This is a genomic window from Suttonella indologenes (genome assembly GCF_900460215.1).
GTDB lineage: Bacteria > Pseudomonadota > Gammaproteobacteria > Cardiobacteriales > Cardiobacteriaceae > Suttonella > Suttonella indologenes.
On sequence record NZ_UHIA01000004.1, the window covers coordinates 1,461,474 to 1,484,038 of the forward strand.

The 22,565-nt window shown below is 45.4% G+C and carries 20 protein-coding genes and 2 pseudogenes; 14 read left to right on the forward strand and 8 right to left on the reverse strand.

What is annotated here, in order from left to right; genetic code table 11:
• The first annotated feature begins 105 nt into the window (after positions 1-105).
• Positions 106-2,046 carry an acetate--CoA ligase gene (gene acs, locus DYC63_RS11160; protein WP_115219281.1) on the forward strand — a complete coding sequence of 647 codons (1,941 nt, stop codon included), beginning with the start codon at positions 106-108 and terminating at the stop codon, positions 2,044-2,046.
• Between the two features lie 31 nt (positions 2,047-2,077).
• Here the strand turns inward: acs and DYC63_RS13835 are convergent.
• Positions 2,078-2,967, reverse strand: a protein-coding gene (locus DYC63_RS13835; RefSeq protein WP_425452125.1) for an IS630 family transposase whose coding sequence is annotated in 2 segments (ribosomal slippage) — positions 2,078-2,652 and positions 2,652-2,967 — 891 coding nt in all. Because the reading frame shifts where the segments join, the coding sequence is not laid out codon by codon here.
• A gap of 132 nt (positions 2,968-3,099) precedes the next feature.
• Between DYC63_RS13835 and DYC63_RS11170 the strand changes: the two genes are divergently transcribed.
• The 7 genes from DYC63_RS11170 (at position 3,100) to DYC63_RS11200 (ending at position 6,642) form a co-directional block, all read left to right on the forward strand.
• Positions 3,100-3,387, forward strand: coding sequence for a DUF4261 domain-containing protein (locus tag DYC63_RS11170; RefSeq protein ID WP_115219282.1), 288 nt, complete (start codon positions 3,100-3,102; stop codon positions 3,385-3,387).
• Between the two features lie 11 nt (positions 3,388-3,398).
• Positions 3,399-4,127: a hypothetical protein gene (locus DYC63_RS11175; RefSeq protein WP_115219283.1), complete on the forward strand. Its 729-nt coding sequence runs from the start codon at positions 3,399-3,401 to the stop codon at positions 4,125-4,127.
• 36 nt (positions 4,128-4,163) lie between these two features.
• Positions 4,164-4,580, forward strand: coding sequence for an AHH domain-containing protein (locus DYC63_RS11180; protein WP_115219284.1), 417 nt, complete (start codon positions 4,164-4,166; stop codon positions 4,578-4,580).
• A 12-nt stretch (positions 4,581-4,592) separates the two neighbouring features.
• Positions 4,593-4,787, forward strand: a complete 195-nt coding sequence (locus DYC63_RS13840) for a DUF4261 domain-containing protein (RefSeq protein WP_425452136.1) — start codon at positions 4,593-4,595, stop codon at positions 4,785-4,787.
• A gap of 11 nt (positions 4,788-4,798) precedes the next feature.
• A complete protein-coding gene (locus tag DYC63_RS11190) occupies positions 4,799-5,533 on the forward strand; it encodes a hypothetical protein (protein WP_115219286.1) in 735 nt (244 codons plus the stop codon).
• A gap of 132 nt (positions 5,534-5,665) precedes the next feature.
• A complete protein-coding gene (locus DYC63_RS11195; protein WP_115219287.1) occupies positions 5,666-6,382 on the forward strand; it encodes a hypothetical protein in 717 nt (238 codons plus the stop codon).
• Positions 6,383-6,408: 26 nt separating this feature from the next.
• Entirely contained in the window at positions 6,409-6,642 is a 234-nt protein-coding gene (locus tag DYC63_RS11200) for a hypothetical protein (RefSeq protein ID WP_115219288.1), read from the forward strand.
• On the opposite strand, the gene DYC63_RS13845 is transcribed toward DYC63_RS11200, so the two are convergent.
• The 4 genes from DYC63_RS13845 to DYC63_RS11220 form a co-directional block, all read right to left on the reverse strand.
• A protein-coding gene (locus DYC63_RS13845; protein ID WP_425452125.1) for an IS630 family transposase occupies positions 6,624-7,513 on the reverse strand; the annotation gives its coding sequence in 2 pieces (ribosomal slippage) (positions 6,624-7,198 and positions 7,198-7,513; 891 coding nt in all). The genes DYC63_RS11200 and DYC63_RS13845 overlap by 19 nt on opposite strands.
• 211 nt (positions 7,514-7,724) lie before the next feature.
• Positions 7,725-7,850, reverse strand: a complete 126-nt coding sequence (gene ykgO / locus DYC63_RS11210) for a type B 50S ribosomal protein L36 (RefSeq protein WP_115219289.1) — start codon at positions 7,848-7,850, stop codon at positions 7,725-7,727.
• 288 nt (positions 7,851-8,138) lie between these two features.
• Positions 8,139-10,430, reverse strand: coding sequence for an ATP-dependent Clp protease ATP-binding subunit ClpA (clpA, locus tag DYC63_RS11215; protein WP_115219290.1), 2,292 nt, complete (start codon positions 10,428-10,430; stop codon positions 8,139-8,141).
• Between the two features lie 14 nt (positions 10,431-10,444).
• Positions 10,445-10,756, reverse strand: a complete 312-nt coding sequence (locus DYC63_RS11220) for an ATP-dependent Clp protease adaptor ClpS (RefSeq protein ID WP_115219291.1) — start codon at positions 10,754-10,756, stop codon at positions 10,445-10,447.
• Positions 10,757-10,853: 97 nt separating this feature from the next.
• Between DYC63_RS11220 and DYC63_RS11225 the strand changes: the two genes are divergently transcribed.
• Positions 10,854-12,653, forward strand: a complete 1,800-nt coding sequence (locus DYC63_RS11225; RefSeq protein WP_115219292.1) for a M61 family metallopeptidase — start codon at positions 10,854-10,856, stop codon at positions 12,651-12,653.
• A gap of 69 nt (positions 12,654-12,722) precedes the next feature.
• Positions 12,723-13,760: a dihydroorotase gene (gene pyrC / locus DYC63_RS11230; protein WP_115219293.1), complete on the forward strand. Its 1,038-nt coding sequence runs from the start codon at positions 12,723-12,725 to the stop codon at positions 13,758-13,760.
• 78 nt (positions 13,761-13,838) lie between these two features.
• Here the strand turns inward: pyrC and DYC63_RS11235 are convergent, their stop codons facing one another.
• Positions 13,839-14,651 (reverse strand): ferritin-like domain-containing protein, encoded by an 813-nt coding sequence (locus tag DYC63_RS11235; protein WP_218564616.1) that lies wholly within the window; start codon positions 14,649-14,651, stop codon positions 13,839-13,841.
• 295 nt (positions 14,652-14,946) lie between these two features.
• Between DYC63_RS11235 and DYC63_RS11240 the strand changes: the two genes are divergently transcribed.
• Positions 14,947-15,708: a methyltransferase domain-containing protein gene (locus tag DYC63_RS11240; protein ID WP_115219294.1), complete on the forward strand. Its 762-nt coding sequence runs from the start codon at positions 14,947-14,949 to the stop codon at positions 15,706-15,708.
• 67 nt (positions 15,709-15,775) lie between these two features.
• On the opposite strand, the gene DYC63_RS11245 is transcribed toward DYC63_RS11240, so the two are convergent.
• On the reverse strand, positions 15,776-19,885 hold the full coding sequence (locus DYC63_RS11245) for an autotransporter-associated beta strand repeat-containing protein (RefSeq protein WP_245888178.1): 4,110 nt from the start codon (positions 19,883-19,885) through the stop codon (positions 15,776-15,778).
• On the opposite strand from DYC63_RS11245, the gene DYC63_RS13250 reads away from it, so the two are divergent.
• Positions 19,884-20,120 (forward strand): hypothetical protein, encoded by a 237-nt coding sequence (locus tag DYC63_RS13250; protein WP_245888180.1) that lies wholly within the window; start codon positions 19,884-19,886, stop codon positions 20,118-20,120. The two genes, DYC63_RS11245 and DYC63_RS13250, sit on opposite strands and share 2 nt — an antisense overlap.
• Positions 20,121-20,389: 269 nt before the next feature.
• Here the strand turns inward: DYC63_RS13250 and DYC63_RS13850 are convergent.
• Positions 20,390-21,550, reverse strand: a pseudogene (locus DYC63_RS13850) (ESPR domain-containing protein); the annotation flags it as partial.
• 385 nt (positions 21,551-21,935) lie between these two features.
• On the opposite strand from DYC63_RS13850, the pseudogene DYC63_RS11250 reads away from it, so the two are divergent.
• Both DYC63_RS11250 and DYC63_RS11255 read left to right on the forward strand, forming a co-directional pair.
• Positions 21,936-22,309 (forward strand): annotated as a pseudogene (locus DYC63_RS11250) (type II toxin-antitoxin system RelE/ParE family toxin).
• A complete protein-coding gene (locus DYC63_RS11255; protein ID WP_115219296.1) occupies positions 22,293-22,556 on the forward strand; it encodes a helix-turn-helix domain-containing protein in 264 nt (87 codons plus the stop codon). The pseudogene DYC63_RS11250 and the gene DYC63_RS11255 overlap by 17 nt, the downstream one beginning before the upstream one ends.
• Positions 22,557-22,565: the final 9 nt, after the last annotated feature.

Genomic DNA, 22,565 nt, shown 5'->3' on the forward strand with positions numbered 1-22,565 from the left:
TGTTGTGCTTAAATGCTTTTATGAGGAATAGATATAAATACGTAAATTCGCTTTGACTTAACAAGTCAGCTGCAACACATTCACAATAACCATGAGGAGCATCACATGAGCCGTATCCAAGCCGTCTATCCCGTGCCTGCGCCGGTTGCCGAACATGCGCATCTTGACCAAGCCGCCTATGAAAAACTCTATGCGCAATCCATCAGTCATCCCGAGCAGTTCTGGGCGGAAAAAGCCGATGAATTATTAAGTTTTTACAAAACTTGGGACACCGTCCACAATTCCGATTTGCAGACAGGACGCATCCGCTGGTTTGAAGGCGCGGAGCTGAATGTCTGCTATAACTGTGTGGATCGCCATCTCGACGAACGCGGTCGCCAAACCGCCTTTATCTTCGAGCATAATGAACTCGGGCGCTCTTACCGCGTCAGCTACCGCGAATTGCATACGCAAATCTGCAAATTCGCCAATGTTTTAAAAGCACGCGGCGTGGAAAAAGGCGACCGCGTAGTCATCTATCTGCCGATGATTGAAGAAGCCGCGGTGGCGATGCTGGCTTGCGCGCGTATCGGCGCCGTGCATTCCGTGGTTTTCGGTGGCTTTTCCGCCGATGCGCTGGCGGATCGAATCAATGACGCCGATGCCAAAGTGGTCGTCACCTCCGATGCCGGCTATCGCGGCGACAAATTCACCCATGTGAAGCGCAATGTCGATAAAGCGCTGAAAAAATGCCCGCAAGTCAGCGCCGTCATTGTGGTGCAAGTCAATAAAGAACAAATCTACTGGCAGCAAGGACGCGATTTTTGGTATCACGAAGAAATGAAAAACGCCTCCGCAGACTGCCCCTGCGAGCCGATGGATGCCGAAGACCCGCTCTTTATTCTCTACACCTCCGGCTCGACCGGCAAACCCAAAGGCGTCGTCCACAGCACCGCCGGCTATCTGCTCTATGCGGCGACAACCTTTAAATACACCTTTGATTATCACGAAGGCGACATCTATTGGTGCACCGCCGATATCGGCTGGATAACGGGACACAGCTATTGCGTCTACGGTCCGCTTGCCAACGGCGCGGTATCGCTGATTTTCGGCGGCGTACCCAACTATCCCGACGCCTCGCGCCTCTGGCAGGTAGTGGACGAACATAAAGTCAACCTCTTTTACACCGCCCCCACCGCCATCCGCGCCCTCATGCGCGAAGGCAATCAATTCGTCGAAAAAACCGACCGCAGCACCCTGCGCATCCTCGGCACGGTCGGCGAACCCATCAACCCCGAAGCATGGCATTGGTATCATGAAATCGTCGGCAAAGGACAATGCCAAATCGTCGATACATGGTGGCAGACCGAAACCGGCGGACACCTCATCACGCCGCTACCGGGCGCGACCGCACTCAAACCCGGCTCCGCCGCCCTGCCCTTCTTTGGCGTCAATCCCGCAATTGTGGACAATGAAGGCAATGAACTCGAAGGCGCGGCGGAAGGACTCTTAATCATCAAACAAGACTGGCCGGGCATGATGCGCACCATCTGGGGCGACCACGAACGCTTCATTCAAACCTATCTCAGTGCCTTTGCCGGCAAATACTTCACCGGCGACGGCGCCAAACGCGACGAAGACGGCTACTATTGGATCACCGGACGTGTAGATGATGTGCTGAACGTCTCGGGACACCGCATCGGCACCGCCGAAGTGGAAAGCGCGCTGGTACTGCATCCCACCGTAGCCGAAGCGGCAATCGTAGGCTATCCACATGACATCAAAGGACAAGGCATTTACGCCTATGTCACCTTGATGAGCGATGCCGACCCCTCCGACGCCTTAAAAAACGAACTCGTAAAATTCGTGCGCCGCGAACTTGGGCCGATTTTCGGACTGGACATCATCCAATGGGCGCCGGCATTGCCCAAAACCCGCTCGGGCAAAATCATGCGCCGCATCCTGCGCAAAATCGCCGCCAATGAAATCGACAGCCTTGGCGACACCAGCACCCTCGCCGATCCGCAAGTCGTAGAAGACCTTATCCATAATCGTTTGAATAAATGAAAAAAGCGGCAAACGCCGCTTTTTTTTATAGTCAATTCAAACCAAAATAGTACGACAATCCATTCTCTACCGTCTCAAACTCTGACAAATGGCTTCTCAACCATTGTTTGATATTAGCCCACGTCTTTTCAATGGGATTTAACTCCGGAGAGTAAGGCGGTAGCGCTAAGATGACGTGCTTGTGTTTAGTCTGATTAGCAAGCTCTGTTAATTTCTTCATTCTATGAAACCTTGCATTGTCTAAAATGATGATACAAGGCTTCCCTATCTGTTCGCTGTGTTCGTCTAAGCAAGGTAAGAGCATTTGTTCAAACCAGGTTTCAAATAATTTGCTTATGATGGTGTCCTTGTAGATAAGAGGGGCAATCAGATCTTTAGCTTTGTTGCCGATTTGTCCCGCCACAAGCGATATTCTTTGATAGCGTTTGCCGCTCACTTTATCAAATACCTTTTGTCCTTTTAGGCTTCTTGCATGCGTTCGATACAGATAAGTATCAATGCCTGTCTCATCGATATAAACAAGCTCGCTATCTTGAGTTGATAGCAGCCTGCTTAGTGTGTTTTGGTAGTCTTTGATTTTTTCCCAGCTTTGCTCTTTATAGGTGCTTGTCTTTTTTTAAGACTCATGTTGAGCGATTGCAGGGCATAAAATACGGTTGTTTTGGCACAGCCGAAATGTTGGGCTATCTCGTGTAGATATAGGTCCGGATTTTGTTCGACAAAAGCTTTAAGTTGCGCTCTATCCAGCTTTATCCCGCGGCTGCCGCCGCTTTTACAGGACAGATCTCCTTGTTTCTGTTTTTTAATCCATTCATATAGGGTGTTGCGAGAAATGCCATAGGCAACACAGACTTTGCTGATGTTGCCGATTTGGTCTAGGTAGGCTAAAGCTTTTTGTTTCAGTTCGATTGGGTATGCCATTGTGGGTGTAGCCTATCAAATGATGGTGGGATAGATTTTATCATATGTTTGGCTTCGGGTTGAATCGACTATAGTGCGGAGTTTTATCGCAAGGTGGCGTTGCAGTATCTGCCAAATAGTGAGTTACCTATCATGATTTGGGTGTTTGTAGGGATGGGGCAGACGGAGCAGGGAAATCAGCTTTATACGTCAGGTATGCCGAAGTTCGGCAAGGATGAGATGGAGATTTTAAATAGCAAGGTGGATATGCGGACGTTACATACATCTTTGACGAGTATGTGTGCGTATATTATTGGGTCAGATGTGGTGTTAAAATATGGTGAAACGGTGGGATTTAGTGCGGAGCAGAAGTGGCAGATTAGTCGGTCGAAGAGTGTGTATGCTCCGTGTGAGTTTTCTTTAAAAATTGCGATTGCGTGAGGAGTGTTGAGATGAATAATGAGCAAAAAGTATATTACGGCAAGTATGGCAATATTGGACATTGTTCTATAGGAACAAGTATACCTAGATTAATTGACTATCCTGCTTATTACAAAGCTGAAATAGCGCGGCGTAAAGACAGGAATAACCCAGAATTGTCTCAAAAAGTCAAAGAACTTAATGCTCACGCCTATGACTATGCGATAGCTAACCAAAAATTTAAAAAGCTAGAAGTATTACCTGATAGCTTATGGGTGTCTAATGATAATTTAGAAGTTCCAAAAGATTCAGATAATGTCTTTAGTATTATTAATGGTGGTATTGTTTTTCGAGAAAACGTTGTCAATATTTTTAATCAATTACGACTTGGTCAAACCACATTGACTCCTGTAAAAATTCATATCATAGAAACTGGTGAATTATGGTCAGATGAAACTTTTTATTTTTTTAACCTATGCGAACAGCGTGAATATGTCTGTATGTCACAGCCTAATAATAGTCTTAAAACGATGATTACAGAAAAAGACAAACTGGTATTTACAGGTTCTGTCAAAAATAGTGAATTATTAGAAGTTTCTAAATCTGCCCTTGATTGTGATGTAGATATATGGCATGACCCCAGATATCTAAGCAGTATTTTTATGTCTGATGAGCTATATCATGCTTTACTTGATGCAAATTTAGTGAAAGCTAGAGATGGTATATCTGTTTGGTTTATGAATATTTGCACTTTAGTTTAAATTTTATACTAGTTCATTGATTTTAGGAGAATTTTTATGGGTATTCAGCAAGTTCATCATATTATCCCAAAAAATGTTTTCGATACTTATGCTGAAGATATTGCAAGAGTTTTTGATTTAGAAAATGGCAGAGAATTTCAACAAATAGGTAGCAATTTCATCCATTTGCACCCACAAGATAGTGATGCAAGTAAAGTTGGTAATTTACTAGCAGAAAATCCTAATTTATTTGGTGATATTCCCATTGGAGCGACATCTCACTCTGGCAGTCATCCTGCTTACGATACAGTTGTAAAGACTCGACTTGCAGAGATTTTTGACCCTGATAATAAGAGTATCAACGATGTTGATAAAAAGTTAATGGTGCTAGATTTACAAGCTGGCTTAAAAGAGGCTTTAACAAAAGGTATCCCACCATCAACAATGGTGATGGATTTGATGCAACCGCTTTAAACAATTTCCTCGATTTTAAATAGCAAGGTCGATATTCGGACGTTACATACATCTTTGACGAGTATGTGTGCGTATATTATTGGGTCAGATGTGGTGTTAAAATATGGTGAAACGGTGGGATTTAGTGCGGAGCAGAAGTGGCAGATTAGTCGGTCTAAGAGTGTATATGCTCCGTGTGAGTTTTCTTTAAAAATTGCGATTGTGTGAGGAGCGTTGAGATGAGTAATGAGAAGAATGTATATTACGGTGAATATTCCAATATTGAGCATTATTCTATTGGGGTAAATATACCTGGATTATTTGACTATCCTGCTTATTACAAAGCTGAAATTGCACGTCGTAAAAACAGGGCTAGTTCGGAGTTGGTTCAGAAAGTTGAAGAACTTAGCACTCACGAATTTTACTTCGAAAAAGCTAATCATGACTTTAGAAAACTTGAAGTATTACCTGATAGTTTATGGATATCAAATCATGAGAATGATTCTCCTAAAGAGAAAGACCTGATATTTAGAATTAGCAGTAATGGAATCATCTTTAGAGAAGAAGTCGCCACTATTTTTAATCAATTCCGACTAGGACAGACCACCTTAATTCCTGTAAAAATTTATATCATAGAAACTGGTGAACAATGGTCAAATGAGACTTTTTATGTTCTAAATTTATGTGAACAACGTGAATATGTCTGCTTTTCTCAACCTGATAATGGTCTTAAAGCTATGACCAGCGGAGAAAATAAACTGGTATATACAGGCTATGTTAATAAAGATAGAAAACTTGATGTTTCTGAATCAGCCTTGGAGTGTGACGTGGATATATGGTATGACCCTAGCTTTTTAGGAAAAATATTTATGTCTGAAAACTTGCATCAAGTGTTAGTAGAGTCAGAGTTGATCAAGTGTCTTGAGCCAAATGTTTGGCGTTACTGGAATATGCAAACCTGCAACTTAGTTTAATTTATTTTGTTAATTCTGGAGAATTTTTATGGGTATTCAGCAAGTTCATCACATTATTCCTGAAGCTGTCTTTGTCGGCTACGTTATAAATGAATTTTCTTTGAAAGTTGCGATTGTGTGAGGAGAATTGAGATGAGTAATGGTAAAAATGTTTGGGTTGCTGATAAAAATTACGAAATGGTTAAGCAGTACGATATGGAAGCCTCTGTTAATTCAAAGGAATTTGAATATCAAAAATATAGAAATATCTATCGAGGTTATGAACAAACAGAAAATTCAGAATTATTGAAAAAAAAAGAAGATTATTTTGCTCTATCTTTAAAACTTTCAAATACTAGTAATTTTTTTGCCCAAAGCAAGATAACGCCTGATTGTATTTGGATAGAAGATACTAACAGTAAGCTTCCTGTCGATTCAGAACCAATGTTTTTTATAGATAATGGTGGTTTTTTATTTAGAAAAGCCTGTGCGGATATTTTACAGCAATTTAAGATGGGTGAAAATCTCTTAACCCCTGTACAAATTTATGCGTTATCAACAGGTGGACGAGTAACAGATGAAGTTTTCTATTTTCTAAATATTTATGAAAGACATGAGTATGTTACAGAAGAACAGCCTGATAGCAGTTTAAGTCGAGTGCCTATAGCCAAAGATAAATTTGGCTTTTCAGGACAGTTTTTTAGAGATGACCAATATCAGCTTTCTAAGCTTGCTTTAGATTGTAGCGTAGATTTATGGCATGACCCTAAGTTATTAAGGTCAATTTTTATGTCTGATGACCTCTATCAAGCGATGAAACAAGCAGGCTTTGATAAATATTGGGATATGCACACTTGTAAATTGGTTTGATTTTTTAATTATTTGGAGAAATTTTTATGACACAACAAGCTCACCACATTATTCCTGTTAATGTATTTGAAACTTATGGGACACAAATTCAAAATTTATTCGCTCTTGATTGTGATGTTGACGTATGGCATGACCGTACATTTCGAGGTTCTTTCTTTTTTTCTGATGCACTTCACCAAGTACTAGCAGAACAGAATATGCTAGAGCAATGGAACATGAAATCTTGCAAACTTATTTATAGTCAATTCAAACCAAAATAGTACGACAATCCATTCTCTACCGTCTCAAACTCTGACAAATGGCTTCTCAACCATTGTTTGATATTAGCCCACGTCTTTTCAATGGGATTTAACTCCGGAGAGTAAGGCGGTAGCGCTAAGATGACGTGCTTGTGTTTAGTCTGATTAGCAAGCTCTGTTAATTTCTTCATTCTATGAAACCTTGCATTGTCTAAAATGATGATACAAGGCTTCCCTATCTGTTCGCTGTGTTCGTCTAAGCAAGGTAAGAGCATTTGTTCAAACCAGGTTTCAAATAATTTGCTTATGATGGTGTCCTTGTAGATAAGAGGGGCAATCAGATCTTTAGCTTTGTTGCCGATTTGTCCCGCCACAAGCGATATTCTTTGATAGCGTTTGCCGCTCACTTTATCAAATACCTTTTGTCCTTTTAGGCTTCTTGCATGCGTTCGATACAGATAAGTATCAATGCCTGTCTCATCGATATAAACAAGCTCGCTATCTTGAGTTGATAGCAGCCTGCTTAGTGTGTTTTGGTAGTCTTTGATTTTTTCCCAGCTTTGCTCTTTATAGGTGCTTGTCTTTTTTTAAGACTCATGTTGAGCGATTGCAGGGCATAAAATACGGTTGTTTTGGCACAGCCGAAATGTTGGGCTATCTCGTGTAGATATAGGTCCGGATTTTGTTCGACAAAAGCTTTAAGTTGCGCTCTATCCAGCTTTATCCCGCGGCTGCCGCCGCTTTTACAGGACAGATCTCCTTGTTTCTGTTTTTTAATCCATTCATATAGGGTGTTGCGAGAAATGCCATAGGCAACACAGACTTTGCTGATGTTGCCGATTTGGTCTAGGTAGGCTAAAGCTTTTTGTTTCAGTTCGATTGGGTATGCCATTGTGGGTGTAGCCTATCAAATGATGGTGGGATAGATTTTATCATATGTTTGGCTTCGGGTTGAATCGACTATATTTTAAGTCATGTCGGATACAAGTATCCGACCTACCCGATTGAAAAATAATTAATTTTACTATGAATTGACTATAAGTTCTGATAGTAAATTCAAGCATAAAAAAAGCAGCCCTTTGGCTGCTTTCCTGTTTCGGCGTTTAACGCTGACGCGCTTTAAAACGCGGATTAGATTTGCAAATCACGAAGATTTTGCCGCGGCGACGTACGATTTGGCAATCGCGGCTGCGTATTTTAGCCGATTTCAGTGAAGATAATACTTGCATGTTGAGCTCCTTTATTTGAAACAGTGTAACATTATATGCTTTTTTCGCGACTGTGCAAGTCGAACGCCGCTGAAGCGGCGTTTAAACAGCAAATATAATCAATTCATGACAAAATTAATCTCTTGTAGGTCGGATACTTGCATCCGACCTACATCTTTATAAATTAGTAAGTTAGGATTTTATGCCCAATATAATTTGTCATAACTTGTGTTAATCAGGCACGAACCCTAATCTAAGATTTAAAATATAGCGTTCGTTTTTGTTATGAATCACACCATAAATGCTTTTCTAATACAGTTCGCTATTGGTATTGAGCAATGAAGTGTCGGTAAATTCGCCGCTGATTTCGGTTTCCAACAGTAATTCGCCGTCTTTTAATAAGACTTCCACATGACCGCCATGCTGCGCCAATTCGCCGAAGAGCATTTTTTCCGCCAAGGCTTGCTTGATATGCTTTTGAATGAGGCGTGCCATCGGGCGTGCGCCCATTTTGGGGTCATAGCCTTTTTCCGCCAGCCAGTTTTTCGCTTCGGGCGAGAGACTGATGCTGATATGGCGGTCTTCCAATTGCTGCTCCAATTCGATAATGAATTTATCCACCACATGCTCAATGCTTTGTTTGGACAGCGGCGCAAAGGGAATAATCGCATCCAGACGATTGCGGAATTCGGGCGTGAAATAGCGTTTAATCGCTTCTTCCGAGCGTCCTTTTGCCAAATTGCTATCCGCCGTATTGCCGAAGCCGATGCGGTTTTTCTCCATTTCAAAAGCGCCGACGTTGCTGGTCATGATGATGATCAGATTGCGACAATTCACTTCGCGCCCGTTGGCGTCGGTCAGCGTGCCGTGATCCATGATTTGCAAAAGAATATTCATAATATCGGGATGCGCTTTTTCGATTTCGTCCAAGAGCAGCACGGCATGAGGATTTTTCTGGATTTTTTCCGTAAGCAGTCCCGCTTTTTCATAGCCAACATAGCCCGGCGGCGCGCCGATTAGGCGCGATACGGTATGCGCTTCCATATATTCGCTCATATCAAAGCGCAGCAATTTTATCCCCAATACATGCGCCAATTGGCGGCAGACTTCGGTTTTCCCCACACCTGTCGGGCCGGTGAATAAGAAGCTGCCGATAGGTTTTTCTTTATCCCGCAGTCCTGCGCGGCTGAGTTTAATCGCATTGCTCAGCGAGGTAATCGCTTCGTCTTGCCCGACAACGACAGTTTTCAAATCTCGCTCAAGGGTACGCAATAGATTGCGGTCGTCTTGAGAGACGCTTTTTTCCGGAATTTTGGCAATCGATGCCACCAATTGCTCAATCATGATGGCGTCAATGGCATTGGCGCGTTCTTCCTGCGGCAATAATTTCAATCTTGCTCCTGCCTCGTCCATCAAATCGATGGCTTTATCGGGCAGGCGGCGGTCATTGATGTAGCGGTCTGACAGATTGACCGCCGCATCAAGGGCTTCGTCTAAATATTGCGTCGCATGGAAATCTTCGTAACGCTTGCGCAAGCCGCGCAGGATTTCCACCGCATCGCCCAAGCTCGGCTCCGCCACATCGACTTTTTGGAAACGCCGCGCCAAGGCATGGTCTTGCTCGAAAATTTGTCGGTATTCTTGGTCGGTGGTCGCGCCGATGCAGCGCAATTCGCCGTTTGCCAAGGCGGGTTTGATGAGATTGGAAGCGTCCATCGTGCTGCCGTTGGTAGCGCCGGCACCGATAATGGTGTGAATTTCGTCAATGAAAAGAATGGCATTCTTAATTTGCGCCAATTCTTTCAATAAGGCTTTGATGCGGTTTTCAAAATCGCCGCGGTATTTGGTGCCGGCAATCAAATTTCCGATGTCTAGGCTGAATACGGTGGCATCCGCCAGAATTTCAGGTACTTTGCCGTCTACAATCGCCTTTGCCAGTCCTTCGGCAATCGCGGTTTTGCCTACGCCGGCTTCGCCCACCAAGATGGGATTGTTTTTGCGTCGTCTGCACAGGCTTTGCATGGTGCGCTCAATTTCTTTATCGCGCCCAATTAAGGGATCGATGCGTCCCTGCCGTGCTTTTTCATTCAAATTCACGGTAAATTCCTGCACGGCGGACTGACGCGGCGCCTGCTTGCCATCTTCTTCGTTTTCGTTGTTGTGTTCGGCGGCACGCGCGCTGCCGTGCGCGGCGTAAGTCGCCAAATCCAAGCGTGTAATTTCCTGCTTGCGCAAAAAGAAAGCGGCATAGCTGTCGCGCTCGCTAATAATCGCAATCACCGCATTCAGGCAAGACACTTCGTCTTTGCCGGCATTGCGCGCATTCAATACGCTGCGCTGAATCATTCTTTGGAAAACCATCGTCGGCTTGGTGCCCTCGCTGCTTTCCTGCGCCAGTTTCGGGCAATATTCTTCCAGATATTGATTCAACTGCTCGCGCAATTCGTTCAAATTCGCGCCCAAATTCAATAGGGCGTCAATCACGCTTTGCTCGTCCAAGAGCGCAAGCAATAAATGCTCAAGTGTTAAAAATTCGTGATGCGCACTCTGTGCGCTGCGGTAAGCGCGGTCAATCGCCTGTTCTAAAGCATTAGATAACATAATAAAATCCCTCCTTAATGCGAACGCAGCGTGAGCATCAAAGGATACCCATGCGCCCGCGCATAATCAATCACTTGTTCTTTGCGCATTTCGGCAATCTCCAGCGGATAAATCGCCGCCACCGCCGAGCCTTTTTCATGCACGGCAAACATAATCGTCTCCGCTTCCTCCGCGTTTTTTTTAAAGAAGCGTTGCAATACCTCAATCACAAATTCCATCGTCGTGTAATCATCATTGAGTAGCACCACCTCGTATAAACGCGGTTCTTCAATCTCCGGTTTTGCCAATTCCACATCGGCGCCGTATTCGCCCTGCCGCTCCGTCATTATTCACCTGTCCTGTTTTCGCTCTCGCCTTGATGGGGTTGAAAGCGGCAAAATCAAGCCGCACAATAGCGGCTTAGCTTTCAATTTGGAAATCCTCATGTCCGCACTCATTTACCGCCTCATGCCCCATAGCGCGCACCGCCTGCGCATCCGTTTGCAGATTGCCTCAGCCGGCGAAAAATTGCAATGCTATTTGCCGATTTGGATTCCCGGCAGCTACACGCGCCGCGATTTCTCGCGCTATCTCAATATCCTCAAAGTAGAAAACAACGGTAAAACCGTTGCTTGGCAGCTCGATAATCCTTCCGCTTGGTCGGCGCAGGGCGAGGCGGGCGACTGGCTGGTGGAATACGAGGTCTATGCTCGCGATTATTCCGTGCGCGGCTGCTATTTAGACGACGTCCGCGCGATGATAAACCCTGCCTGCGCCTGCCTTGCCGTGCGCGGTGCGGAACAAGCTGAGCATCATCTCATCTGGCAGCCCGATGAAAGCCGCCGCGATTGGCACAGCGCCGGCGCCATTGCCAGTACCGATAATCAATGGCAATTTGACGATTACCAAACGCTCATCGACACGCCGCTGATGTTCGCCCGCGATTTGCTGCGCTGCGAATTTGAAGCCGGCGGTATCCGCCATGAAATTGCCGTCTGCGGACATCACGGACAAGAAGACGATATCGCGCTGAAATTGCTCGACAATGATATTGCCGACATCTGCCGCAATACCATCGCCCAATTCGGCGGATTGCCCGAAGACGTGCCGTTTTACAGTTTTCTGCTCTTCTTAACCGAAAACGGCTACGGCGGACTGGAACACCAACGCAGCACCCTGCTCATTTCTTCCCGCGAAGCCTTTAGTCATGGCAATAAACAATCTTATATTCAGCTACTTAATTTATTCTCACACGAATATTTCCATACTTGGAACGTCAAATCTCTGCGCCCCAAAGCCTATGCCAAAGGCTATGAACTTGAACACGAACACATCAGCGACATGCTTTGGCTCTTTGAAGGCTTTACCGCCTATTTCGACAGCCTCATTCTGCTGCGCGCCAATACCATCGACAAAGCGCAATATCTGCGCCTTTTCAGCCAAGACATCAGCCGCCATCTGCAAAGACAAGGGCAACACTATCAGACCCTTGCTCGCTCGAGCCTCGAATCGTGGACCAAACTCTACAACGGCGGAGAAAACGCCCCCAATATTTCCACCAACTACTACATACACGGCGCGCTTGCCGCATGGTGTATCGACGCCTATCTGCACCGCTACAGCTTGGATCGGCAAGGACTCGACCAGCGCCTTGCCGAAATCTGGCAACAGGCGGCATACCGCGCACAAGGCATTGACGAAGCGGACTTTATCCGCCACGCACAAAGCCGATTGCCGCCCGAGCGGCAGGCGGAATTTGCGGACTTCATCCGCCGTCTCATACATGAATGCGACTACCTGCCCTTGGAATTTGCCGCCGAAACCTTCGGATTACGCCTGAAATACTACGCGCCGCCGCAAGAAGCGAACGCCATCGGCAATCATCAGCTGACCGCCGTCACGGAAGCGGGCATCCGCTGGCAAGAACAGCAAGGCAAATTCTACGTCCGCCTCAATGACCCCGACAGCCCGGCGGCAAAAGCAGGCATCGCCGCTAATGACGAAATTATTGCCGTCTGCGGCGAACAGGCGAATGCGGCGAATCTATGGCGGCGCCTCATGCGCGGCAGCGGCGGCGAAACCGTCAGCATACACATTCTGCGCGACGGGCTGCACCATGAATACTCATGGAAACTCCGTCTCGCCAATTACGATACCGCTTGGCTCAGCATTGACGAACAAGCGGAAAACGAGGCGGCAGACCGCCGCAGACAATGGTGGCGGACACGTTCTGCCAAACGCTGAACGCCTGCCGCCCGGCGGCAAATTCACTATAATAAAGACAGATGCTAAACCCAAACAGGAGAAGGACTCATGACCACAAGCATTACCCTGCCGCGCTTTGACGATATGCACGTGCATTTTCGCGACGGCGCCGCGCTCAAACGCACCGTTGCCGACACCAGCCGTTGGTGCGCGCGTGCCCTTATCATGCCGAATCTCGTGCCGGCGGTGGACAGCATCGCCGCCGTACAAAGCTATCGCGAACGCATCATTGCCCACATACCGCCCGAGCATGATTTCACGCCGCTGATGAGTCTTTATCTCAGCGAACATTTAAGCCCCGACACCGTCCGCCAAGCCAAAGCCGCCGGCGTCGTCGCCATCAAATGGTATTCCAAAGGCGCGACCACCAATTCCACGCAAGGTGTGGCAAACGTCGACAGCCTTGCCCCCGTCTTGGAAGCCATGCAAAAAGAAGGACTGCTGCTGCTCATTCACGGCGAAGTGACCGATGCCGACATCGACATCTTCGACCGCGAAAGCCGTTTTATCGAGCGCATACTCATGCCGCTGCGGCGCAACTTCCCTGCCTTAAAAATCGTGATGGAACACATCACCACCGCCCAAGCGGTGCAATACATCCGCAGCCAAAGCGAACATCTCGCCGCCACCATCACGCCGCAGCATCTGCTCTTTAACCGCAATCGTCTGCTCGTCGGCGGCGTCAAACCGCATTACTACTGCCTGCCGATTCTGAAAACCGAAAGCGACCGCCTCGCTCTGATTGACGCCGCCACCAGTGGCGACCCGCGCTTTTTCTTAGGCACGGACAGCGCCCCGCATGCCAAACACACGAAAGAAAACGCCTGCGGCTGCGCGGGCTGCTACACCGCTTGGCATGCGCCGGCACTCTATGCACAAGTCTTTGACAGCGTCGGCAAACTGGACAAATTAAAAGACTTCGCCTGCCGCTTTGGCGCGGATTATTACGGACTGCCGTATAACAGCGGCGAAATCGTTCTGAAAAAACAAGCCATGCGCATCCCCGAACATCTGCCTTATTTGGAAGACAGCACGGTCGTCGCGCTGGAAGGCGGCAGCGAATGGCAATGGTCTATGGAGATTTGATTCAACAATAGGCACGTTTTAATAAATCATCAGCATATGCCGCAATATTGCGGCATATCGCGTAAACAAACACCCACATCACTCGCTGTTTTCCGCGCCGATTTCTTCCAACATCGCCATTTCCAAATCGTCAAAACCCGCCTGCAAACGCGCCTGCATATTGAAAGGGCCTTTGATTTTGTTGCGCAAATAGCCGGTCAGCAAGTCGGCAAAGGTGCTGCGGTAGTCCAAATTGCGCAGCTCGCAGCAATATTTGAACCAATGCGAGCCAATCGCCACATGCCCGTGTTCGTCGCGGTAAATAATATCGAGTAATCTGGCGGTACGTTCCTCGCCGACTTGGCGCAATTTTTCTTGGATTTGCGGGGTAACGTCCAGTCCGCGTGCTTCCATCACACGCGGCACCAATGCCATGCGCACCATCACATCATGCTCGGTTTCCACGCAGGCCTCCCATAAGCCGGCATGGGCGGGAAAATCGCCGTAATCCGCGCCCAGCTCGCGCAGGCGCTGCACAATTAAACTGAAATGGTAGGCCTCTTCTTTTGCCACGCGAATCCAGTCGCGGTAATACTCTTCGGGCATCTCCTGAAAGCGGTAAGCCGCATCCAGCGACAAATTCATCGCATTAAATTCAATATGGGCAATGGCATGCAGCATCGCCTGCAAACCTTCTTTGCTGCCCATGCGGCGGCGCGGTACATCTTTAGGCGCAACCAATACCGGCTTGGCGGGGCGCCCCGCATCCGGCACCGATTGCACGGCACAAGGCTTGCGCTCGAATAAACCATCGCGATAAGCGTAATACAAAGCATAGGTTTGGCGGATTTTGTCGTCAGGGTCATTGCTCATCAAGGCTTGGTAAATCGCTTGATATAAATCTGCTTGCATGTTTTGCTCCTAAAAAACAGGCATTTTATAGTCTCTTCAGATTAAAATGATATGCCTTAAAGCAACATATTGAAATATTTTTCAATATGTTGAAAATTTTCTCATCTCATTTTAATCTGAAGAAGCTATATAGTACCTTAAGGTCAAAATGAGGCTGAGAGATGCGGATTTTTTCAGGAGAAACGCTTGGAATACTCTCATCATAAAATTAAGGAATGAGCGGCAAAAACAGCTATTTCTGGCAAGGCGCAGGCGCAATCGCCTATACTGCCTGCTTTAAACATCGAGAGCCTACATGCCACGCGCCGAGAATTATTTTGCCGCCATTGACGCGCATTTTTTAAAAGCCATTTACGACAGTCCCAAAGGCGCTATCCGCCTTGCCGTCTTGCAACGCGATTTAGCCCCGCTGCTTAATCAAGAGCCGCTGAAGATTCTGGATATCGGCGGCGGTGCAGGACAAATGGCGCTATGGTGCGCCGGTTTGGGGCATGAAGTCACCCTTATCGATCAATCGCCGCCCTTATTGGCAAAAGCCCAAGCCGCCGCGCAGGCCGCGCACTTATCCTTGCATTGTCTGGAAGCCGATGCCTTGTCGCTGCCGCCCGAGCTTGCCGTCGGCGAATTTGATCTCGTGCTGTGTCATGCCGTTTTGGAATGGGTGGCGCAAGGCGAAGCGCTGTTTGCCGCCTGCGTCAAGGCATTAAAGAAAGGCGGCTGTCTATCCTTTATGTTTTACAACCGCTTGGCATTGGAATTTACCCAACACGTCTTCGGCAATTTCGATTATGTCGATGCGGGGCTGAAAGCCAAAAAACGCGCCAAACTCACGCCTGATTATCCGCGCGAGTTGCAATGGGTGCAGACTCAAGCCGCCGCACAGGGATTGCAGGCGCTAAGTATCAGCGGGATCCGCTGTTTTTACGACTATATGAAACCTAAAGACCGCGAAGCCAATACGCCGGAAAACATCATCGCACATGAAGTCGCCTTATCCGAACGCGCGGAATTTCTGTCTATCGCGCGCTATATTCACAGCCTGTGGCGCAAGGATTAATCCATAAAAAAAATCGCTCGATAAGAGCGATTTTTTAACCTTGCTGACAAAGCAGCATCAGCGGTATTTAGAATTTCATCTTGAAGCCTAAATTCACGCCTTGATTATGATAATCGCCGCGCCATTTGCCTTGGTAGTCCAAATGCAGACTGCTGTTTGCGCCGGTTTGGTAGGAAAGGCCGATGCCGGCGTTCAGCGAGCCTTTGCCCAGTTTTTGACCTTGCATGGCAAAATCGCTGTTATCCGTACCGATAAAATGCGCACGGCTGTCAAAGCTTCTGTCGCCTGTGTGCAAAGCGGCGGACAGACTGCCAGTAATGGCAAATTGAGGGTTAATCGCCTGATTGATATAAACGCCGACAGAAGGACTGAAATCTCGATAACGTGCTTTGCCTACGCCTAAATTAAACACGCCTGCGCCGCTTTCCTGATAAGCATCGCTGGAAATATCGGCATAATGCAGCGCTGCGAAAGGCGTAATGCTGCCTTTGCCGACGGCGAAGGAGCGGCGCAATTCCAGTTGCGCTTGGAAGGCATTGGCATCGTAATCGGATTTGGCGACGACAGGGTTGCCGGCAGTCAACGTATTGATATGGCGGCTGCCTTCAATATTGCTGCGTCCTAAACCCAGTTTGCCGTGTACGGAAAAATCGGCAAAATCATAATCACCGTAAAGCATCAGTTGATAGCTTTTTGTCTCAATATGCTGCCGAGCCAAACCCAGACTGTCGGCATCGCTTTTCACATAAGCTAAGACCAAGCCCAGATTGCCGTCGTTTATCGGCATATCCGCCCCGATAACAATGCCTCTGTCTTTGGCATCATAGCCTAAGTAACCGCTGTTATCCGCTTTCAAGCGGCTTGCGCCGACAATCCCTTTTGCCCAAATATGACGTTCGCGGTCAATATCGCGCCTGTCAACGGCAATCTGCATGTGGTGTTGCTGATTAGCAATTAGCCAAGGATTGGCGCCCATCGGGCTTAATTCCGCTATGCCCTGAGCTTTTTGAGCATCGCTTAATCCGGCCGAGCCAAGATTAAGCACTTGCCCCAAACTTGAAGCGGTGCTCATGTCGTCCAGCGCATCTGCAATCGGCAGCAATGCAGGTTTATTATCCGCCTTTACCGCATCGACAAAACCATCGACCAAAACAGGTCTGGCTTTTAAATGCACGGCTTTGTTGTCGCTGTAATCCGCCGTAATGCCGGAATTGTCAATTGCGGCACCGCTTGTATCCACTATGGCTAAATGCGCAAATTCGCCGCTTCTTGTGCCGGTGGTCTCAACGACATTGAACCATTCTTGATTAAAATTACCGCCATGGATTAAGCCTTTGATAACATCAGAGGCTTTTATTTTCAGCGTACCGTCCAAATGGGCATTGCCCTCAACCGACAACTGACCTTTCTCATCATTGCCAGTACCATGCAGAGCGATTGCTAAGACCTCGTCGCCACGCATTGCATAATCGCCAATCAGTTTGAGCCTTCCTTCATCAATATGTGTTTCGCCAAGCCATTGTTTGCTACTGCTGTTGAGAGTCAAAGTGCCGCTGCCCGATTTAATCAAATTACCGCTGCCGTCGATAGGCGTAGTGAAAGCCGCATCATGGTCAGCTTGAATATTGAGCGCACCGTCGGCAATTGTGGTTTTGCCTGTATAGGCTTTATTATCGATGTTAAGGCTTAAAGTGCCGCTGCCCGATTTAATTAAATTACCGCTGCCGTCGATAGGCGTAGTGAAAGCCGCATCATGGTCAGCTTGAATATTGAGCGCACCGTCGGCAATTGTGGTTTTGCCTGTATAGGCTTTATTATCGATGTTAAGGCTTAAAGTGCCGCTGCCCGATTTAATTAAATTACCGCTGCCGTCGATAGGCGTAGTGAAAGCCGCATCATGGTTAGCTTGAATATTGAGCGCACCGTCGGCAATTGTGGTTTTGCCTGTATAGGCTTTATTATCGATGTTAAGGCTTAAAGTACCGCTGCCCGATTTAATCAAATTACCGCTGCCGTCGATAGGTGTAGTGAAAGCCGCATCATGGTCAGCTTGAATATTGAGCGCACCGTCGGCAATTGTGGTTTTGCCTGTATAGGCTTTATTATCGATGTTAAGGCTTAAAGTACCGCTGCCCGATTTAATCAGATTACCGCTGCCGTCGATAGGCGTAGTGAAAGCCGCATCATGGTCAGCTTGAATATTGAGCGCACCGTCGGCAATTGTGGTTTTGCCTGTATAGGCTTTATTATCGATGTTAAGGCTTAAAGTGCCGCTGCCCGATTTAATCAAATTACCGCTGCCGTCGATAGGTGTAGTGAAAGCCGCATCATGGTCAGCTTGAATATTGAGCGCACCGTCGGCAATTGTGGTTTTGCCTGTATAGGCTTTATTATCGATGTTAAGGCTTAAAGTACCGCTGCCCGATTTAATCAGATTACCGCTGCCGTCGATAGGCGTAGTGAAAGCCGCATCATGGTCAGCTTGAATATTGAGCGCACCGTCGGCAATTGTGGTTTTGCCTGTATAGGCTTTATTATCGATGTTAAGGCTTAAAGTGCCGCTGCCCGATTTAATCAAATTACCGCTGCCGTCGATAGGCGTAGTGAAAGCCGCATCATGGTCAGCTTGAATATTGAGCGCACCGTCGGCAATTGTGGTTTTGCCTGTATAGGCTTTATTATCGATGTTAAGGCTTAAAGTACCGCTGCCCGATTTAATCAAATTACCGCTGCCGTCGATAGGTGTAGTGAAAGCCGCATCATGGTCAGCTTGAATATTGAGCGCACCGTCGGCAATTGTGGTTTTGCCTGTATAGGCTTTATTATCGATGTTAAGGCTTAAAGTACCGCTGCCCGATTTAATCAGATTACCGCTGCCGTCGATAGGCGTAGTGAAAGCCGCATCATGGTCAGCTTGAATATTGAGCGCACCGTCGGCAATTGTGGTTTTGCCTGTATAGGCTTTATTATCGATGTTAAGGCTTAAAGTGCCGCTGCCCGATTTAATCAAATTACCGCTGCCGTCGATAGGCGTAGTGAAAGCCGCATCATGGTCAGCTTGAATATTGAGCGCACCGTCGGCAATTGTGGTTTTGCCTGTATAGGCTTTATTATCGATGTTAAGGCTTAAAGTGCCGCTGCCCGATTTAATCAGATTACCGCTGCCGCTGATTCGGGCGGTATCAACTATTTTCACAGTATGATCGGTTTCAAATGTAGCGCCGCCTGTATTCAGTTCAATTTTGTCATTATCAGAAAAATTTTTAAACAATTCATTTTGATCAGCGGTTAGGCGAAGAGTGGCATTATCTAAGCTGAGTTTGGTGTCGTTTGCAGTACTATCTGTTTTGAAGATATTTTCTGTACTGGCGATTGCTCCCTGATGCAGATTGAGATGTGCTTTCGATCCTTTGCCAAAAGTAATGTCAGAAGCATCTAATAGGGTATTATCGCCTATCATGGTAAGTTCTCCGGAACTAGTGCTTTCAAAACCGATAAATAACGTTTCTGTATTCAAACTTGCGGCATCGGAAAACTGTGCTAAGCCTTTTGCTTTTTCTCCTATATTGACGACTTTAGCGTTAATAGCTGAATTTTTGACATTTAAAGTACCCTCTCCATAGGAACCAACAGATACTACATCCGTTAAGGTAGCGCGACTATTATTATTTAGCTTAACTTCGCCCTGACTACCTTGTTCATAGCCGATCATCATGTATTTACTTGTTATAACGCTGTTGTCGGCGGAAAGTTTTCCTGTTCCTTGATTGCCTACAAGAATAAAAGTTTCGGAATTTAGTTGACTGTTATTAAGCGATAAATCAGCATTTGTGCCTGTTTCGTGAGCAATAATAGTACGCTTGGCTTCAATGCTACTGTCCCTGCCGCTTAGTGTTCCGTTCCCTTCTCTGCCAATATGTATTATATCTTGTACGGCAAGTATACTCTGATTGTTAAGAGAGACCTTGCCTGTACCCGAACCTGATGCCACATCGAATTGCTGGCTGTTTATCTTACTATTATCCGCATGTAATTCTCCAAAACCTTTGTAGCCAATCGCAGCTTCAGTAGAAATATTCAATTCAGCATTCTCTGTACGAATCGTACCGACTCCTGTTTCTTCATCACCTGCTATTAAGATAGGGCTGTTTAATCTGCTATCATCTTTAATATTCATGCTTGCCTTACCAGAACCACCGACAACAACATCTTTTCTTGCTGTAATATTACTGTTACTTATATTCATTTCTGCTTGGGCATCTTGCTTTTTAGCAAGAAATAAAGTTCCTGTATTTATCTCACTATTATCAAAAACATTAAATTGTCCTTTTCCGCTGATGCCAATACTTATTTCAGAAACATTAAGCGTACTGGCACTTGTATTTACCATGCCTGTAGAGGTATTACTATAAGCAAGCAATAATCCGGAATTGATAGTCATAGCGGCATTGTTTGTATCTAATTTTCCATTTCCTTCATTACCTACTAAAAGATATTTATTGATATCGAGTTTGCTGTTTGTGATATTGAATGTTCCGGCAGTAGATTCTTGATTAGCGATATGGATATATCCATTATTAGTCAATGTGCTGTTGTCTATAAGGTTAAATGTTCCATTTGAACCTGATTTATCGCTAATAATAGTATTTTCATTATTAATAGTACTTTGTTTGACATTTAAAGTTCCCTTTCCATATGAACCTATTGCCATTGTTTTGCTAGTATTGATGGTGCTGTCATCACTGATACTTACAATGCCGGTGCTATTACGGTCACCACCTATCTCGAAATCTGTGCTATTAATAGTAGTATTTAGAGAGTTTAAAGTGCCATGACTTTCAGATCCAAATCCAATACTAACTTCTTCAGCATTAATAGCACTATCCTTACTATCTATACTCCCGGAAGAATCATTGAATACTCCTGATACTAAAAAGTTTGTTTCAAGATTAGATTTATCTAGCGTTAATTCTCCCTTGCTAAACCAGCCGACACCTAATCGAGAGTTTGCTTTTAAGCTACTTTCCTCCAGAACTACTTTACCAATAGAATCTTTACTATTAGAAATGCTCAACTGATCAATAACATTATTTTGGCTATTTTTAATTTCAAGAAAACCATTTCCTTTAACACCTACGACTAGGATATCGGAAGTTATTTTAGCATTATCTGATACCGTCATTATTCCTTTGCCGTTACTTGTATTACCAATATCGATTCGCTTGGAATCAATGCTTGATTGATTTGTTAAATTTAATGTTCCTGTGCCGTCATTTCCTATAGTTGTATAATAATTACTTTCAATTTTAGAATTTAACCCCGTAAGATTTACTGTACCAATACTGCCGGATTCACTGCCGATAATAAGAATTCTTGTAGTTTTTATCGTTCCTGCAGATACGTTAACATCGCCGTTTCCATTATTGCCGATATACATGCTTTCTGCTTCTATAAGAGCATTATTATCAGATAATTGAACGCTTCCTGAATTACCCGAAATATCCCCAACACTTAAACGAGCAACGGATTTCAGGCTTCCGTCCGTGATTTTTACATTAGCATTATCTACTGTCAGCGGTAATGCATAACTATTAAAATCAACTATTGATCCATTGCTAATCGTATGTGTGGCACCGTTTAAATCATTCGGATGAGAAATAATCGTGTCAGTTGTATAATCCACCGCCCAAGCTGTTTTTCCGAAGCTTAATAATCCGATGAGCATGATAGAAGACAGCTTTCTTCTCGGCTTGCTCCCTTTTCCTTGCGCACGAGCGCATTCGGAAACACATTGCCAAATACCCAAGGCATAATTGAAAACAATACGATAGATACGATTCATAAAACATCTCCTAATATGTGATAAATGCCGGATTGCTTGCTATAAACGGTATTCAAATCCGTTTTTGCATTCGACCTAAAACCATTTTCATATGTACAAATAATGGAATACAGGCTTTTATATTTTATAATAAAAGCACAGGGAATTTTGTCTGAAAAGTCGACATTTTTGCGTTTTGATAAAAATTCCAAAGAATCACTACATCTTTGCTACTGAAGCGCTAGTCCATGACTAAGCTTTCAATAGCTTTTGCCTGCCATAAATCATAATGCCTTCGCCTCGTCCATCGGTGTTCTGTCTTCTATATTTGAGCGACTTTTCTTGAAACGCAATAAGTCAGAACTTATAATTTCTAAAAAACTTGGATATGACAACGATGTGACAGGTGATTTTTACTGATGCTTTTGATGCTTGGTTTCAAGGATTGGATGATGAGGAGCAAGATAGCATTTTGCATTATCTCAATGTGTTAAAAAACAAAGGTTCACAGCTTGGCAGACCTTATGTCGATACGCTCAAGGGCGCTTCTTTATCTAATTTGAAGGAATTGCGTGTGCAACATCAGGGAAAACCTTATCGGCTACTTTTTGTTTTCGACCCTATTCGTCAAGTAGTGATGCTGTGTGGGGCGATAAGACAGGCGATAAGCGTTTTTATCAAAAAATGATACCGCTTGCTGAAGAAATTTATAAACAGTATTTGCAATCAGAATATTATTTGCAGTCTCTGAAAGGAAAATCAAATGAGAAGCTTAGATGATGTAATGGCGGCTTTGCCGCATGAGCGGCGGGAAAAGATTCATATGCAGGCGCAAGAGACGCTGTTGCAGTTGGATTTAGCGCAATTGCGTAAAAAAGCGGGGCTTAGTCAAAGCGAGCTTGCACAGAAAATGGGTATTTCGCAATCGGCAATTAGTCAAATCGAGAATACGCAAAATTTGAATTTAGCGACGCTTGCGCGCTATGTACAAATTTTGGGTGGTAAATTAAACATCAGCATTGAATAATATCAATTA